10 protein-coding genes are annotated in these 16,145 nt (G+C 72.0%); 1 reads left to right on the forward strand and 9 read right to left on the reverse strand.

Annotated features, from left to right (window positions below; translation table 11 throughout):
• Window positions 1-11: 11 nt before the first annotated feature.
• The 9 genes from ACIRJR_RS17665 to ACIRJR_RS17705 form a co-directional block, all read right to left on the reverse strand.
• Window positions 12-1,217 (reverse strand): cytochrome P450, encoded by a 1,206-nt coding sequence (locus ACIRJR_RS17665; protein WP_403780953.1) that lies wholly within the window; start codon window positions 1,215-1,217, stop codon window positions 12-14.
• A 140-nt stretch (window positions 1,218-1,357) separates the two neighbouring features.
• Window positions 1,358-2,917: an MmgE/PrpD family protein gene (locus ACIRJR_RS17670; RefSeq protein WP_403780956.1), complete on the reverse strand. Its 1,560-nt coding sequence runs from the start codon at window positions 2,915-2,917 to the stop codon at window positions 1,358-1,360.
• A 96-nt stretch (window positions 2,918-3,013) separates the two neighbouring features.
• Window positions 3,014-3,382, reverse strand: coding sequence for a nuclear transport factor 2 family protein (locus ACIRJR_RS17675; RefSeq protein WP_403780959.1), 369 nt, complete (start codon window positions 3,380-3,382; stop codon window positions 3,014-3,016).
• A gap of 103 nt (window positions 3,383-3,485) precedes the next feature.
• Entirely contained in the window at window positions 3,486-4,445 is a 960-nt protein-coding gene (locus ACIRJR_RS17680) for a diacylglycerol/lipid kinase family protein (RefSeq protein ID WP_403780962.1), read from the reverse strand.
• Between the two features lie 171 nt (window positions 4,446-4,616).
• Entirely contained in the window at window positions 4,617-5,384 is a 768-nt protein-coding gene (locus ACIRJR_RS17685) for a thioesterase II family protein (protein ID WP_403781916.1), read from the reverse strand.
• A 20-nt stretch (window positions 5,385-5,404) separates the two neighbouring features.
• Entirely contained in the window at window positions 5,405-6,505 is a 1,101-nt protein-coding gene (locus ACIRJR_RS17690) for an LLM class flavin-dependent oxidoreductase (RefSeq protein ID WP_403780965.1), read from the reverse strand.
• A gap of 38 nt (window positions 6,506-6,543) precedes the next feature.
• On the reverse strand, window positions 6,544-8,136 hold the full coding sequence (locus tag ACIRJR_RS17695) for a fatty acid--CoA ligase (RefSeq protein ID WP_403781919.1): 1,593 nt from the start codon (window positions 8,134-8,136) through the stop codon (window positions 6,544-6,546).
• A 44-nt stretch (window positions 8,137-8,180) separates the two neighbouring features.
• Window positions 8,181-13,922 carry an SDR family oxidoreductase gene (locus ACIRJR_RS17700; protein ID WP_403780968.1) on the reverse strand — a complete coding sequence of 1,914 codons (5,742 nt, stop codon included), beginning with the start codon at window positions 13,920-13,922 and terminating at the stop codon, window positions 8,181-8,183.
• Between the two features lie 32 nt (window positions 13,923-13,954).
• Window positions 13,955-14,266 (reverse strand): acyl carrier protein, encoded by a 312-nt coding sequence (locus ACIRJR_RS17705; protein WP_403780971.1) that lies wholly within the window; start codon window positions 14,264-14,266, stop codon window positions 13,955-13,957.
• A 216-nt stretch (window positions 14,267-14,482) separates the two neighbouring features.
• Here ACIRJR_RS17705 and ACIRJR_RS17710 point away from each other — a divergent pair, with 216 nt between their 5' ends.
• A complete protein-coding gene (locus tag ACIRJR_RS17710) occupies window positions 14,483-16,114 on the forward strand; it encodes an aldehyde dehydrogenase family protein (RefSeq protein ID WP_403781922.1) in 1,632 nt (543 codons plus the stop codon).
• Window positions 16,115-16,145: the final 31 nt, after the last annotated feature.

A 16,145-nucleotide genomic window follows, 5' to 3' on the forward strand; every position in this document is an offset into this window, starting at 1 on the left:
TTGATTCCCGGTCACCAGGTCACCGGAAGTCGGGTCACTCCGTGGAAGACGGTGCCGCGACGGAAGACCGTGCTCGGGTCGGCCGCCAGCCGGAGGGACGGGAAGCGCCGCAGAAGGGTGCGCAGGGAGAGTTCCATCTCCAGCCGCGCGAGCGGAGCTCCCTGGCAGTAGTGCGGGCCGTATCCCCACTGGAGGTGGCCGCTGGTGTCCCGGTCCGGGTCGATGGTGCGGGGGCAGGCGAAGACGGACTCGTCGTGGTTTCCCGCCGGGACGGAGATGACCACCGCGTCCCCCTTGGCGACCGCCACCCCTCCCAGGTCGAAGTCCTCCAGCGCCAGGCGGACCATCGCGTCCTGGGAGATCGACCAGTAGCGCATCGACTCCTCGACGTACTGCGGGATCAGCGCGCCGTCGTCGGCGGCCACCTTGGCGAGGAGGGTGTCGTCGCGCAGCAGACCCAGGATGTTGAGGGCTATCTGGTTGGTGGTCGTCTCGTGGCCGGCCACGAGCACCAGGCGTGCGATGCCGACGAGTTCGTCGAGGGTGATGTCACCCTTCGCCTGATGGACGGCGAGTCTGCTGAGCAGGTCGTCGCCCGGCTGCTTCAGTTTGCCGAGGGCCAGTTCCGCCAGGTAGGAGGACATCTCCACGAAGGCGGCGTACGACACGGCCGGGTCGCCCTGGGAGATGACGAGCCGGGTCTTCTCGATGAAGAACGGTGAATCCTCGTCCGGGACGCCGAGCAGCCGGGCGATGACCAGGGTCGGCAGGGTCTGCGAGAACGCCGCGTGCAGGTCCGCCGGCTTCTCCAGGTCCTCGAAGCGGTCCAGGAGATCGTCGATGAGCCGCTGTACCGGTTCCTTGAGTCCACGCACCCGGCGCATGGTGAACTCGTTCTGGATCAGCCCGCGCAGCCGCGCGTGCTCGGGGTCGTCCAGGCGCAGGAACGAGCTGGGGTTGCTGCCCGGCGGTAACTGGATGCGTACCGGCGCTCCGGGCAGCCGCTCGTCGGCGCTGAGCCGGGGGTCGGCCAGGGCCTGGCGCACGTCCGCGTACCGGGTCACCAGCCAGGCCAGGCGCGACTCCGCCGCGCCCTCCGGGATGCGTACGGCACAGGGCGGGGCCTTGCGCAGCTCAGCCAGTACGGGCGCAGGCTCACCGCTCTCGGTCCGGTCGAACGGCCAGTCCAGCACACGGGTCTGCGCGTCGAGCGACATGGGAACCCCTCTAGTAGGAAGCACTTCTCCGTCCACTGTCTCCTGACGGTCTGACGTGTACCTGACGTAGGAATGACTCCTTCCGCTCTCTCGCGCGTCCGTTCGATCCGGCTTTGACCGTTTGGCTTCCTTCATGCCGATCAGTCGAGAAAGGCCGACTCTATCCAGCGGCGTACGCCGCCCTTGCGCATGCGGTGCAGCCGCCCCACGGTGTCGGCCACCCGGCGCGGGCCGCCGACGGAGAGGAACTTCTCCTGGACCATCTCGGAGTGTCTGGCGCGGGTGTCAGGGCCCGCGGCGCCGACCGGGATCAGACGGGAGCGGGAGAACGTGCGGCCGTCGGTCAGCCGGACGACGACCCGGGCGCCGGTGGCCTTGGTGGAGCGGGAGAAGTCCCGGCCGCCGGCCTCCAGCGTGCCGACGAGGTCGACCAGGTCGTCGCCGCCGAAACCGCGCAGCCAGGGAGTGGCCAGCGGGCCCGCCTCACGCACCGCCTCGCCGAACGGAGCGTCGGACAGGAAGAGTTCGCGGGTCATCGCCGTGTCGTGCTCCAGCCGCACCTTGCGGGCCAGTGACCAGCGCACCGGGTCGTCCAGATGCGGCGCGGAGAAGTCGGCCACGGAGAAGTCGCCGGTCAGCAGGGTGGTGGCGACCGGGTAGGGGACGTCGAGGACGAGTGCGCCCAGGGGGGAGCGGGGACCGTCGACGTACTGCGCCGCGCGCTCACCCGCGAACAGCGTGTACAGGGACGCCTCGACGACTATCTCCCGCACGTCCTCCGGGCGGATCGGGCCGAGTTCGCGGTGGATGTCGGCGGCGCAGTCGACGGCCGCGTCGATGCCGGGACCACCGGGGTGCATCTTGAAGGAGAGGGTCTCGGTGTGCCATCGGCGGCCGAGCCCCTTGGCCACCGCCTGGGGCAGCGGAACCGTCGCGAACCGGGCGAGGAAGCCGTCCTGGTGCTCGATGATGTCGGGGGCGCCGCGCAGTCCGGCGGCGGCGGCGTCGCAGGCGTCCATCGCGGTGCGCACCGGCGTGAAGGTGTTGAACAGCCGGGCGTCGCTGGCCAGGAAGGCCCGCATCAGCGGCCAGTTGGGCATGGCGAAGGCGAGCCCGAAGGCGTTCTCCCACTGGTCGGCCGCGGCCCGGTCGCAGTGCAGCCGGCCGGCGACCGCCCCGGCAAGGTGGGTGTGCACGGCACTCTGTCCGCGCAGCGGGCCGAGGGTGGCGGACGCGGTGATCCGCGCCGCGCACTCGTTGGCCGCGACGACCGCGGTCAGCAGGGAGAGCCCGTCGAGCTGACGGGCGTACGCGAAGGCCAGGGGCACCGCGACGGTGGAGTTGGACAGGTGTCCGGCGTACGCCGTGTCGTCGAGGTTGAGCCAGGAGCCCAGGGCGGCGAAGACGCTCGCCGCCGTGCGCGGGTCCCGCTGCATGGGATGGCCGAAGGCCGCCACCAGGCGCCGGCCCAGGGGGTGCTCGAGGCCGGCCCGGATGGAGGCGATCTGGGACAGCACCTGGCTGGCCGCGAGCTTCAGGACGCGGCACGGGATGTGCTCCGGACGCAGGTTCGCCGCCCATTGGGACAGTTCACGCAGCGGTGTGTCCGAGGGCGGGCGGCCTCGGCCGGGCAGCACCCGGCCGTCCCACTGCTCGCACAGGGCCCTGGCCACGCTTTCGCTGAGTACAGCAGCCGTCATGGCGTGACACACCTTCTCTGCACAGGAACGCGGATGGGACGGCGGCGGGGGGGGGCACCGGTCCTCCCGGTGCCCCCCGCCGCCGCTCGCGTGGAATCAGGCGCCGGGGACCTTGTCCAGGAACCCGTAGACGCCGTTGATGCGGCCGTCGTCACCGGTGACGAGGACGTCGAAGCCGATCGCGACGGGCTCGGCACCGGGCTCGGTCACCAGGCCCCACTGGAAGCGCGCGATGTTGTGGTGGGTGTCCACAGCGCCGTGCAGCTCGAAGGAGAGACCCTTGAACTGGTCCTGCGCACCGGCGACCACGGCGCCGAAGCCGTCGTGGCCCTCGACCGCGGCGAGCGGGTCGATGTACGGGGCGCCGGGCGCGAAGAGCTCGGCGATGCCCGCGGCGCGCTTGTCGGCGTCCGTCTCGTTCCACAGGGCGAGGTACTGGGTGACGGTGTTGGTGAGGTCGCTCATGGCGGTCTCCTTCTCCTTGTACAGCGATTGCGGTGACTGCCGGGCCGCCAGGTGTGCCGGCTCGGCGGGTGATGGTCGTGAGGTCCCGGATTTCCGGGGCGGGTCAGGTCCGTCCGGTCGCGGGCGCCCAGACGGGGAGGATGCCGGGCATGACCTCGAAGGTCGCCGACGGGCCGATGCCGTGCTGGTACTCACCGTCGTGTTCCAGGGGCAGCCTGAGGCCGTCCGTGCGCTCCACGGTGATGGTTCGGCCGCGTGCGTAGACGGTGGCCGGGTGCTCCATGTGGGCCGCCGTCCGGGTGAGTTCGGGAACGTCCGCGGCGTGCACCCCTTCGCCGATGACGCAGACGTCGAGCAGTCCGTCGTCGAGGAGGGAGTCGGGGAGCACGAGGTAGCGCCCGCCCCGGTAGCGGCCCCCGCCGACGTTGGCGAGTACGGTCGGCCCCTCGTGCACCACGCGTCCGTCGACGGTGACCCGGCCCGGGTACGGGACGTACGCGGCCGCGGTGTCGGCGAACGCCTTGGTGTACAGGTCCCGGCCCGTCAGCGGGATGTCCTTGGCCGTGATCAGCGCGTCGGCGATCACACCGGAGCAGGCACCCAGGTAGACGTACTGCCGGGTCTCTGCCAGCCGGGCCAGGTCGAGGCGGCGCAGCCTGGCGCTGCCCCCCGCGCCCGAGTCGGTGAGGACCGCCTTGAGGGACTCGGTCCAGGGGCGTTCGCCCCACAGCATCTTGTAGCCGGAGTTGCCCGTGCCGCCGGGGACCACCGCGAGCGCGGCGTGGCCCGGGGCGAAGGCCAGGCCCTGCACCACCTCGCGGACGGTGCCGTCCCCGCCGATGACGACCACGAGGTCGGGTACGCCGTCGGTGCGCTCCAGGGCGCGGCACACGGCACCGGTGGCGTCCCCGGGAGCCGAGGTCAGGTGGACCTCGACGTGCTTCACGCTCCCGGCGCACAGATCGGTCACCTCACGGACCAGGTGCGGGCTGTGGCTGCCGGACGCGGGGTTGGCCAGCACCAGGACCCGGGCGGGACCCGGGGCTGCGGCGTTGTCTGCCATCGGGCGTACTCCTCGGGATCGTGGTGGCTGCGGATGGGGCCGCTCCCGGCCTGCGGGCGCGGCTTCCACAACTGTGCCAAGAGGGGCTGACGTGGCTCTGACGTGCGGCTGACGCCCGGCAGCCGGCCGCCCGCCGCCGTCGGGGACTCCGCCGGCGGGCACGGCCGGCGCTCAGCGCGCGGCCGCGGCGACGACCCGCTGCAGCCGCTGGGCGAAGTGCATGGTGACGGCCTGGGCGTGCGCGTCGATGTAGAAGTGGCCGCCCGGGTACTCGCTGTGGCCCAGGTAGGCGGGGCTGCGGCCGGCCCAGTGCTTCATGGCCTCCGGGTCCTCCTGGAGCGGGTCGGAACGGCCACCGTAGGAGGCCAGCGCGCAGCTGACCCCCGCCCGGTCGTCGACGTACTGCGCGGCGACCCTGAGGTCGGCCCGCAGCGCGGGAACGACCAGGGCGAGCATGGCCGGGTTGTCGTAGACCTCGGCGGGGAAGGACCCGAGCCGCTTGATCCACTCGATCAGCTCGGGCTCCGGCATCCGGCTCTGCTCCTCGGTGGGCGCGTACCAGCCCTGGGGCGACCAGCCGGACATGCCGATCATGATCGGCGACCGGCCTCCCTCCTCCTCCAGCCGCGTGGTCAGCCGGAAGGCGAGCTGGGCGCCGAGGCAGTGTCCGAAGAAGGCGAACGGCCGTTCGTCGAGGTCGTCGAGGACGGCTTCCTGCAGGGCGTCGAGCAGCGGGTCCCAGTCCTCGTACGTGGTCTCGTCACGGCGGTTGTGACGGCCGGGCAGGGTCACCGCCTGGGCGGCGATGTCAGCCGGGAGCAGCTTCTCCCAGTCGCGGTAGATGATGGCGCCGCTGCCCGCGTGAGGCAGCAGGAAGAGCCGTACGGAGGCGTCCGGGGACGGCTCGACGGGGTGGAACCACTGGCCGGTCCGGGACATCTCCGTGCCTATGACGCTGGTCACGATCGCGTTCCTCCATCGGTGAGGGTCAGGCCGAGCTCGCGTACCGCGGGGAGCAGCACCTCGGCGACTTCCTTCAGCTGCGGCTCCGGGTCGAGCGACCCGATCCGCAGGACGAGGTGCCGGGCGCCGGCGCGGACGTAGCCGCCGAGCCATTCGGCGCACTGCTCGGCGCTGCCCCAGCCGTAGGCCTGGATGGCCGACATCTGTTCCAGCGAGCGCCCGTAGTACTTGCTGATGTAGCTCTCCAGCTCGGCCTTGGCGGCGCCGGCGTCGCTGTTGACGGTGACCGTCGCGTAGAGCGCGGGGGTCACCGCGTCCGGGCCGCGGCCGGCGTCCGCGGCGAGTTCGGCGATCCGCCGGCAGGCCCTGCCGTACGCGTCGGTGTCCGGCAGGAAGGGCAGCCAGCCGTCGTAGCGGGTGGCGGCCCGTGCGAGCACCTTCGGGGTGTCGCTGCCGGCCAGCCAGAGCGGCGGGCCGCCGGGGGTGACGGGGCTCGGCAGCCGGTCCAGCCGGTCGGCCTGCCAGTACTTGCCCTGGAAGTCCGTGGGCCGGCCGGGCTCGCTCGCGGACCAGGCCGTACGCCAGAGGTCGGCGATCTCGTCGAGGCGGCCCACCCGCCCGGTGAAGGAGGCGCCCACGGAGGCGAACTCCTCCTCCGTCTCGGGCATCGGGAAGCCGGAGCCGAGCCCGAGGACGAGGCGGTCGCGTGCGACGTGGCCGAGGCTCGCGACCATGTTGGCGCCGATCAGGGGGTGGCGCAGCGCGGGGGTGAGGGCGGCGGTGCCGACGGTGATCCGCTCGGTGGCGGCCGCGGCGGCGGAGAGCACCACGAGGGGGTCGAGCCGGGGGCGGGCGGTCAGGGAGTCGCCGGCCCACAGGGAATCGAAGCCGAGGTTCTCCGCCTGGCGGGCGAAGTCCAGGAGGGGGGCTGCCGCGTAGGTGCCGTTGATGGCCTGTTCCCTGGTCGGGAGCAGGATGCCGATGCTCAGGGATCGGCCGGGTTGCTGTGGGCGGGTCGTCGGCTGCGCGTCGTCGGGGGCTGGTCGCGCTGGTCTGAGCGCCCCCTCCGGGGCCGGGCCGGGCCGTTCGGCGTCCATAGGTGCCGCTTCCTCTCTTTGACGTGCCGTCACTCGGTTCAGGTCAGCGGATCGCGCGCGGGGGCGGACAGCTGCTGCCGCACGGCGCGGCGCAGGATCTTGCCCGACGGGTTGCGGGGCAGGCTGCCGACGATGTGGTAGGTGCCGGGGATCTTGTAGTCGGCGAGGTGCCCCCGCAGGGACAGCAGGAGTTCGCGCGGCGTGGCGGTGGTGCCGGGGCGCAGGACGACGGCGGCGTGCACGGCCTCGCCCCAGCGGGGGTCGGGCAGGCCGACGACCGCGGAGTCGGCGACGGACGGGTGCGCGGCGAGCGCCTTCTCGACCTCGGCCGGGTAGATGTTCTGCCCGGCGACGATGATGGTGTCGTTCATGCGGTCGCAGAGGTAGAGGTAGCCGTCCTCGTCGAGGTAGCCGGCGTCGCCCATGTGCAGCCACTCCCCCACCAGGGTGCGGCCGGTGGCCTCGGGGAGGTTCCAGTAGCCGAGCATCCGGGAGGGGGCCTTGACGCAGATCTGGCCGATGGCGCCGGGGGGCAGTTCGGCGCCGTCCCGGCCGATCACCTTGACCTCGTTGCCGGGGCAGGGCTTGCCGACGGACTCCAGGACCGTGCTTCCCGGGTAGTGGGCCTCGGGAGGCAGGCAGACCGCCACGCTGCCGGTCTCCGTACTGGCGTAGATCTGCGCGAACTCGCAGTCGAAGGTCTCCAGGCACTGCTTGAGCAGCGTCTCGGACATCGGGGCGGCCCCGTAGCAGACCTTGCGCAGGGAGACGAAGGCGTCCGGTCCCGCGGTGCGCTCCCCCGCCATCATCTGCAGCATGGCCGGCGCGGCGAAGGTGGTGGTGACGCGGTGGGCACGGATCAGCCGCACCGCCTCCTGGGGGTCGAACTGCGGCATGATCACGCTGGTGCCACCGGCGTTGAAGGTGTGCATGAACCAGCCGATGCCCGCGATGCCGAAGCCCGGCAGGGAGATGAGGGCGACGTCCTCGGGCAGCCAGTCGATCCACGCCTCGCCGTGTTCGCGCATCGCCCGCGGCAGGGTGAAGAAGCTGCGGTGGGCGAGCACCGCGCCCTTGGGAAGCCCGGTGGTCCCGCTGGTGTAGATCTGCACGACCGCGTCGTCGGGTCCGCTGCCGGACTCCAGTTCGGTGTCCGGTCTGCTGGCGTACCAGGCGGGCAGGCCGGCGCCGCGGGCAGGCTCCCCGTCGGTGTCGGTGCCGTCGATCCGGATCATCGTGTGGAACTCCGGCAGGTGCGGCCGGACCTTGGCGGCGGTCTCCCAGAACTCGTCGTCGACGAAGACCAGGACGGCACCCGAGTCCCGCAGGATGTGGTCGACCTCGTCCGGCGTGAGCCGCCAGTTGACCGGGACCAGGACGGCGCCGATCTTCGCGCAGGCCAGGATCACCAGGTAGTAGTTCTCCGACTCCCGCCCGAGGTAGGCGACGCGGTCGCCGCGCCGCACACCGCTGGTGCGCAGGGCGTGCGCGGCGCGGTTGCTCTCGCGGTGCAGCTTGGCGTAGGTGGTGATCCGGCCCTCGCAGACGATCGCCGCGTGGTGCGGGCGGCTTCCGGCGTGGGCGCGGGAGGTGTGGGTGAGCGTCCAACTGGCGTTGTCGGTGACGGTCATGGTGGTCATGGGGTCCTCCCTTTCGTCCGGGACGAGTCGTGCGGTCATGCCGTGGGCACCGGGCACAGCTGCCCGTCGAGGAAGGCCGCGAGTTGCCGCACCGTCGGGTGGTCGAAGGTGATCGAGGCGGCCAGCGGCAGCCGGAAGACCTGCTCCAGACCCGACTTGACGGTCTGTGCCATCAGGGAGTCCAGGCCGAGCGAGACGAACTCGGCGGACTCGTCGAGCTCGTCGTCGGCCTCCATCTGGAGGACGGCGACGACCTTCTCCCGGACCACCTGGGTGATCAGGGCCCTGCGCTCCGCCGCCGGCAGGGCACCGAGCGAAGCGGCGTCGAAGCCGTCGTCGGCGGCAGTGTCCTGGCGGGCGAGACGGTCGTAGAACTGGTCTCCGGTGGCGCTGCCTGCCACATAGCGGTCCCAGTCGAACTCCCCCACCACCCGTTGGGTGCGCGGTCGGCCGCCCCACAGCCGGGCCAGGGTGTCCAGGGCCCGGGTCGGCGAGAAGAAGCGGACGCCGCTGCGTTCGATCTCACGGCTGAGGTGCTCCTCCAGCCGGGCGGACATACCGACCCTGGCCCAGGCACCCCAGTTGACGGAGAGGCCGGGCAGTCCCTGCCTGGTGCGCCACTCGGCGAGGCTGTCGAGACCGGCGCTGGCCGCCGCGTAGTGCCCCTGGGTGGCGCCGCCGAGGACGGAGGCGATCGACGAGTACGTCACGAAGAACTCCAGCTCCGGGAAGGAGTTCTGCGCGGCCTCGTGCAGCAGCCAGCCGCCGTACGCCTTCGCGGCGAGCTGGGCGTCGATGGACTCCCAGGTCAGTTCGGCGATCAGCTTCTTGTCGTAGGAGCCGGCCGCGTGCACGACCCCGCCCACCGGGTGGGGTCCGGCCGCCAGCTCCTCCACCAGCGCGCGTACCCCCTCCGGGTGGCTCACGTCAGCTCGGACGAGGGCGAGTTCGGCGCTCTCGGCGAGCTCCGCGAGCACCGCCGCGGCCTCGTCGGTGGGCTTGCCGCTGCGGCTGACCAGGGCCAGGCGCCGGGCACCCAGGGCCACGAGCTTGCGGGCGGTGACCAGGCCGAGGCCGCCGAGCCCGCCGGTGACGACGTAGGTCCGGTCGGGGCGCACGGCCGCCTCGGGTGCGGCGTCGGTGCCCTCGGCGGGCGCGGCCGGCTCGTCGTCGTACGCGCCGGGAAGATCCAGCCACACCTCGGCGACGGGGTCCGTCAGGGCGGTCCGCAGGGCCTCGCCCGTCTCGTCCAGGCGGAAGTGCCGGGTTCCGTCGTGCGGTTCGGGGTGCGGCGCGAGCACGACGGACGCGGACGGGACGGTGAGGGTGGAGCGCAGGGTCCCGTCGTGCCGTACGAGGACCTCGTCGCCCGCGGCGAAGCCGGATCCCGCGCCCGCCGCGCGCACCACGCCGGTGGCCAGGGAGCCCAGCACCGGCGGGGGCTCCTCCTCCTCCCGTTCGGCGCGACCGGTGTCCAGCGCGGTGCGGGCGTCCCGGTCGGTGAGGGCGACGGCACGCACCTCGACCTGGACCTCGTCGGTGTCCGGCACGCGTTCCGCGGCCGGCACCAGCGCGAGGTCGGAGAGGTCCCCGGAGTCGGGGGCGCGCAGTTCGTAGCCGCCCTTCCAGGTGAGCGTCGCGTCGCCGGCGAGGAGCCTGCGGACGTAGCGCCTGCCGGGCCGGTGCGCGATCTGGTACTCGCCCGGGGTCTCGGCCGCCCACTCCGCGAGCAGCGGTTCGAGGTCGCTGCCCGGGGCGAGGTCGGCGAGGGTGGCCCGGTACTGCGGGTACTCCGTGAGCAGCACGCGGCCGAAGCCCCACAGGGTGGCGGCGGCGAGGTGCCCGCCGTCGCCGGCCGGGTCTCCGGGGAGCCACTGGGCGCCCTCGGTCACCAGCCAGAGCCGGGGCGGCCGGGCCTGGCCGGCGGCGTCCATCGCGGCCACCAGGGCGAGCAGTTCGCGGTAGTTCTCCTCGCACTCGGCCCGCATCCGCTCAGCGGACATGGCTCCCGGGAGCTGCCGCCAGACCCGGCAGACATCGGTGACCGTGGGGTCGTCGAGGGCCGCCTTGAGCTCGGTGGCGTCGGGCAGCCAGGTCACCTGGAGTCCGGGCCGGCCGGTCGCCTCGGCCGCGCGGGCGGCGGCCGGGTCGAGCAGCAGCAGGTGGCGCACGCCGACGGCGTCGGGCTGTGCCGGGAGGGCCCTGCGCACCCACTCGGGCCGGTGCAGGAACTGGCGGCGGCCCGTCCGGCCCTCGGGCCGGGCGAGGCGGACGCCGAGGAGTTCGGTGACCGGGTCGCCGTTCTCCAGCAGGAGGATGTCGGCGACCCGGCGGTCCTGGTCACCGTGGACGCGGGCGAGGACCCGGAGCTGCTCCCCGCGGGGCTTCCTGAAGTGGCGTACGGAGGCGATCTCGCGCGGTACGAAGACCGGGCCCTCGGGGTCGAGGACGACCGAGGCCTGCACCGCGGCCTCCAGGAGTTCGGCGGGCACGTGCTCGACCGCGGTGGTGTCGCGGCCGGTGAGCTCACCGGTGACCAGTCCGTCCCGGTGCCGTGACGCGCGCAGCAGCATGCGCATGCGCGGGCCGTGGGGGCGGCCGACGGAGGCCAGGTCGGTGTAGATGTCCTCGTCGTCGATGTGCTGCCCGGCCGGGGTCAGTTCGGCGTCCAGCTCCGCGAGTTCCGAGACCGGCACGACCGGCTCGCGCTCACCGGCGATCCGGGCGGTGGCGTGGATGTTCTCCTCGCCACCGACGAGGGTGAAGACCTGCACGTCCGCCCCGCCCTCGGGGCGCGGACGCCACCGGGTCGTCAGGGCCACGGTGGCCTCGGGGGTCACGTCCAGGGGGGCGAGCAGACTCAGCTCACGGACCGCGGCCCGGGTGTGCCCGCTGACCGCGTCCTGGAGCGCGAGGAGCAGATCGACATAGGCGCCGGTCGGCAGCGTCGTACGGTCCCCGTCGGCGAGGTCGGCCAGCGCACCCAGGTCGTCGGCGGTGAACTCGGCGGTGAACTCCCGCACTCCGCAGGCGAACCGTTCCTCCGTACCGAGCAGCAGGTGGCGGGACCTGCCGCCGGCCGCGCCCGCGCGCCTGGGGCTGACCGAGGGCAGCCAGAAGCGCTTGCGCTGGAAGGCGTAGGTGGGCAGGGACGTCCTGGCGGCGACGGGGCGGCCCGCGTGGTAGTCGGCCCAGGAGACCGGCAGACCCGCGGCGTAGTACTCGGCGAGGGCGGTCAGAAGGGTCCCGGTGGAGCGGTCGCGGCGGCGCAGACTCGCCAGCCACACGTGGTCCTCGGCGGTCAGGCCGCGTCGGGCGAGGGCGGTCAGGGCCGCCTGCGGTCCGATCTCGATCAGCGCGTGCCGGCCGCGCTGGGCCACCGCGCGGATGCCGGCCAGGAAGCGTACGGGTTCGCCGATGTGCCGCACCCAGTAGTCGACGGTGCCGATCTCGCGGAGGCGGGCGGGCCGGCCGGTGACGTTGGAGATGAGGCTGATGGCGGGCTCGTGGAAGGTGATGCCGTCGAGGGCGGCCCGGAATCCGTCGTAGACCTCGGCCATCAGGGGCGAGTGGAAGGCGTGCGACACGGCCAGCCGGTCGACGCGGGTGCCACGCTCCTGGAGGAGTCCGACGATCTCGTCGAGGGCGTCGGAGCCGCCGGAGACCACGCACTGGTCCGGGGCGTTGACCGCCGCGAGGGACAGGTCCGGGTGGCCGGCGAGGAGGGGCTCGACGTCCTCGGCCGACGCGGACACCGCGGCCATTCCGCCCGGGGTGCTCACCGCCTGCATCAGCCGCGCGCGTGCGGCGACGAGCTTCACGGCGTCCGGCAGGCTGAAGAGACCGGCCACGGCAGCGGCCACCACCTCACCGATGCTGTGGCCGATGAGGACGTTGGGGCGCACACCCCAGGACATCCAGAGCCTGGCGAGCGCGTACTCCAGGGTGAAGAGGGCGGGCTGGGTGTACTCGGTGCGGTCGATCGCCTCGGGGTCGTCGGCGGTGCCGAGCACCAGCGCGGCCACGGAGCGGCCCAGGTGGGGGGCGAACAGCCCGTCACACAGGTCGACCTGCTCGCGGAAGACCGGGAAGCTCTCGTAGAGCGAGGCTCCCATGCCCGCGTACTGAGAGCCCTGGCCGCTGAACATGAAGGCGGTCCTGCGGATGCCGGAGGGGCCCTCGTGCTTCTCCTCGGCGGCCTTGACCAGGATCTTCTCCAGCGCCGCACGGTCGGCGACGGGTCCCGCGACACGGTAGGGGTGGTGGGTGCGGGAGACGTTGGCCGTGTAGCACAGCTCGTCCAGCGGGAGGCCGGGCCGCTCGTCCAGCAGCTGCGTGTAGTTGCGGGCCTGAGCGCTCAGGGCGGCGGCGCTCTTGGCCGAGAGGGTGAACATCGGGACACCGGTCGGCGCCGTGTCCGGGGCCGTCGGCACGGCCGGGGCGGGGGCCTGTTCCAGGACCGCCGCGCCGATGGTGCCCGCGAAGCCGAAGCTGTTGACGACCGCGCGCCGGACCTCGGCCTTCCAGGGCTCGCACTCGGTGGGCACCCGGACCGGGTAGAGGTCCCACGGGATGCGGCCGGACGGTGTGTGGAAGTTGAGGTGGGGGTAGACCGTGCCGGACCGCATCTGGAGCACCGTCTTGATGACGCCGACGATGCCGGCGGCCGGCTCCATGTGGCCCAGGTTGGTCTTCACCGAGCCGACGAGCAGCGGGGCGCTCTTGGTGTGCGAGTCGGCGAAGGCGTCGCCGATGGCGCCGAATTCGATCGGGTCGCCCAGCGGGGTGCCGGTTCCGTGCGCCTCGACGTACTGGATGTCCTCGGGGGCCAGGTGGCCGGCGGCGAGGGCGGTGCGGATGACCTTCTCCTGCGCGGGGCCGTTGGGCACGGTCAGGCCGGCGCTGTCGCCGTCCTGGCCGACGGCGGTGCCGCGTACCAGGGCGAGCACGGTGTCGCCGTCCCGGGTCGCGTCGCTGAGGCGTTTGAGCACCACGACGCCGCAGCCCTCGGCCCGGGCGTAGCCGTCGGCGGCCTCGTCGAAGGTCTTGCACTGCCCGTCCGGGGACAGCATCTGCGCGTTGGAGAACATCACCGAGGTGCGGGGGTGGTGCAGGGCGTTGACCCCGCCGCACAGGGCGATGTCGGACTCGCCCGCGCGAAGTCCCTGCACGGCCAGGTGGAGCGCGACCAGCGAGGAGGAGCAGGCGGTGTCGATGCTCATGCTCGGGCCGCGCCAGCCCAGGAAGTACGACAGCCGGCCGGACAGCGGGAACATCGTGATGCCGGAGGCGAGGTTGCCCTCCAGTTCCTCGTACGGCAGTGAGTCCAGCTCCATCGAGTAGTCGATGGAGCTGGCGCCTATGTACACGCCGCCGTTGCCGCGGCGCAGGGGCGCCGGGTCGATGTTGGCGTGCTCCAGGGCCTGCCAGGCGGTCTCCAGCAGCATCCGCTGCTGGGGGTCCATGTACTGGGCCTCCTTGGGCGAGATGTTGAAGAAGGAGGCGTCGAACTGGTCGATGCGGTCGAGGAAGCCGCCTGCCGAGGTGTGGATCTTCCCCTTGTCCTCCGGCGTCTCGGGGGTGAACGCGGCCACGTCCCACCGGTCGCCTGGTATGGGACCTATCCCGCTGCGGCCTTCGCGCAGGAAGGCGTCGAACTCGTCGGGCGAGTTGCTGCCGCCGGGGAATCGCAGACCGATTCCGACGATCGCGATCGGCTCGGGCGCCTGCGCCGGCGCCCGGTTCGTCTCTTCCGTGTCGGATTCCGTACGCGGCATGGAACGACTCCTTGGGTCCTGGGCCTGATCGGTCAGTGGGCGGACGGGGCGGACAGGGCGTCGGCCAGGTGGTTCACGAGATGGGTGACCGTCGGCTCGTTGAACAGCACGTTCACGTTGATGGACAGGTCGAGAAGCTGTTCGAGGCTCTGTCGTATCTCGGTCAGTCGCAGCGAGGTGAGGCCGAGGTCGAAGTAGCTGATGTCGACCGGAAGGTCCTCCGACTCGTCCATGAGGAGAACGGCCTTGAACTTCCGCACGACGAGTGTCTCGATCTCGTCAGCGAGCTCGGTGCGCGGCAGTTCGCGCAGCCGCTGGGGCACGGTGATCTCGGCAGGTGGCATGCCGGTCATGCAAGCAGCGGCGACTGACGCCCCGCTGACGGCCCGTCCGGCCGGTGGCTGGATCAGTCCGGTGTCAGCGCCGGGTCAGATTCGGCTGCCACGATCGTTTTGCTTCGAACATCAATTCCCCGAACCATCGCTCGACCGCGGAACGCCCCGCACCGGATGACCGACACGAGACACGTTCCCACATTCCGATATTCGGAAAGGCTGATGATGCTTCGCGAAGCTGCGCAGGAGGAGAGTGCTCCGGCACCTTCCGGATTGAAGAGCTACGACCTCTACATAGCCGGCAAGGACGTCGCCGGGGACGGTTGGGTCTACACCGTCAGCGGGCGCTCCCTGCTGGAAGACGTGTTCACCAGTGTGAGCCTCAAGCGCACCCTGGAGCAGGACCCCGAGTCGGAAGCGGCCCAGCACCCCTACGTCGTGGGACGCTGCGCCATCGCGGACGACGACGCCATCGATCTCGCCACGCAGGCCGCAGCGGCCGCCGCCTCCGACTGGGCGGCCGTCCCGCTGGAGCGCCGGATGCGGCTCGGCACCCGGTTCCGCGAGGAACTCATCAAGCACCAGGACGAGTTCCTCGAGATGCTCGTCGCCGAGTCCCACCCGGTGAAGCTGGCCCGCTGGGAACTGAGCTGCCTGCTCCAGATCTACGCGCCCGGCAGTCTGCGCTGGTACCTGAAGCAGATGCGGGTCGAGAAGGAGTACGCGGGCCGCAAGCTGATCCTGCAGCGCCAGCCGGACGGTGTGGTCGCCTTCAACCCGCCGCAGAACGCCCCGCTGCCCAGCGCCGCCCTGTCCGTGCTGGCACTGATGGCCGGCAACAGCGTCGTGGTCAGGGCGCCGCGCAGCATCGCGCTGAGCACCATGTGGCTGCTGCGCGACATCGTGGCCCCGCTGCTCGAGGAGATCGACGCGCCCCCCGGCGTGCTCAACGCGGTGTGCAGCAACCCCAAGCAGACCATGGACCGCTGGATCGCCGACCCGCTCATCAACGACATCTTCTACATCGGCGGCAGCCAGGAGGGCCTGCGCTTCGAGCAGCGGTGTGTGGCCCACGGCAAGAAGCCGATCCTCGAGCTGGCCGGCAACGACGGCATCGTGGTGTGGAAGGACGCCGACATCAAGTGGGCGGCCGAGGCCATCACCGAGTCCTTCTTCGGCTCCGGGCAGATCTGCATGGTGCCCAACTACGTGCTCGTCCACCCCGACATCGCCGAGGCGCTGATCGCCGAGGTGCGCGAGCAGGTCAAGGGCATCCGGCCGGGTCTTCCGGAGGAGGAGGACGTCCTGCTGTCGCCGGTGCGCCGCAGCGAGCGGTTCTTCCGGCTGCTGCGCCAGGCCCTGGACAACGGCGCCTCGCTGGTCACCGGCGGTCACCGCACGGAGCTGGACGGGACGCCCTCGGAGACGGGCGTGTTCCTGCAGCCCACCGTCCTGCGGGTCGACGGCCTGGACCGGGCCCGCACCTTCGACGTGGTGCGCGAGGAGACGTTCTTCCCGCTCATCCCGATCGTCGTGCCCGAGCGCGACAACGACGACGCCCTGCTGGAGTCCTTCCTCCGCTTCGTCAACTCCAACTCCTACGGGCTGCGCAACTCCCTGTGGTCCCGCTCCGACCACGTCATCGAGACCTTCGTACGGCGCGTCGTCAACGGCGGCCTGCTGAAGGTCAACGACTCCCACATCGGCTTCCTGCCGTACCTGCCCAGCCACGGCGGCACCGGCCGGACCGGCGGCGCCTTCGGTGAGGCCAACTACCCGATGCTCAAGACCTCGCACGTCCAAGGGGTCAGCATCGCCCGCGACATCAGCCCCTACGACGCGGTCTTCGGCGCCTGAGCGCCCCGCCCCGTCCGCCTTCCGGAGGTAT

The sequence above is a fragment of the Streptomyces sp. NPDC102402 genome (assembly GCF_044765765.1).
In the GTDB taxonomy this organism is placed as follows: Bacteria; Actinomycetota; Actinomycetes; order Streptomycetales; family Streptomycetaceae; genus Streptomyces.

What these genes read in the sequence shown, in the direction of transcription:
- ACIRJR_RS17685 (WP_403781916.1), bottom strand. Translation starts at nt 5,384, where the DNA reads ATGTCCCGGACCGGCCAGTGGTTCCACCCCGTCGAGCCGTCCCCGGAC.
- ACIRJR_RS17675 (WP_403780959.1), bottom strand. Translation starts at nt 3,382, where the DNA reads ATGAGCGACCTCACCAACACCGTCACCCAGTACCTCGCCCTGTGGAAC.
- ACIRJR_RS17695 (WP_403781919.1), bottom strand. Translation starts at nt 8,136, where the DNA reads ATGACCGTCACCGACAACGCCAGTTGGACGCTCACCCACACCTCCCGC.
- ACIRJR_RS17670 (WP_403780956.1), bottom strand. Translation starts at nt 2,917, where the DNA reads ATGACGGCTGCTGTACTCAGCGAAAGCGTGGCCAGGGCCCTGTGCGAG.
- ACIRJR_RS17680 (WP_403780962.1), bottom strand. Translation starts at nt 4,445, where the DNA reads ATGGCAGACAACGCCGCAGCCCCGGGTCCCGCCCGGGTCCTGGTGCTG.
- ACIRJR_RS17705 (WP_403780971.1), bottom strand. Translation starts at nt 14,266, where the DNA reads ATGCCACCTGCCGAGATCACCGTGCCCCAGCGGCTGCGCGAACTGCCG.
- ACIRJR_RS17710 (WP_403781922.1), top strand. Translation starts at nt 14,483, where the DNA reads ATGCTTCGCGAAGCTGCGCAGGAGGAGAGTGCTCCGGCACCTTCCGGA.
- ACIRJR_RS17665 (WP_403780953.1), bottom strand. Translation starts at nt 1,217, where the DNA reads ATGTCGCTCGACGCGCAGACCCGTGTGCTGGACTGGCCGTTCGACCGG.
- ACIRJR_RS17700 (WP_403780968.1), bottom strand. Translation starts at nt 13,922, where the DNA reads ATGCCGCGTACGGAATCCGACACGGAAGAGACGAACCGGGCGCCGGCG.
- ACIRJR_RS17690 (WP_403780965.1), bottom strand. Translation starts at nt 6,505, where the DNA reads ATGGACGCCGAACGGCCCGGCCCGGCCCCGGAGGGGGCGCTCAGACCA.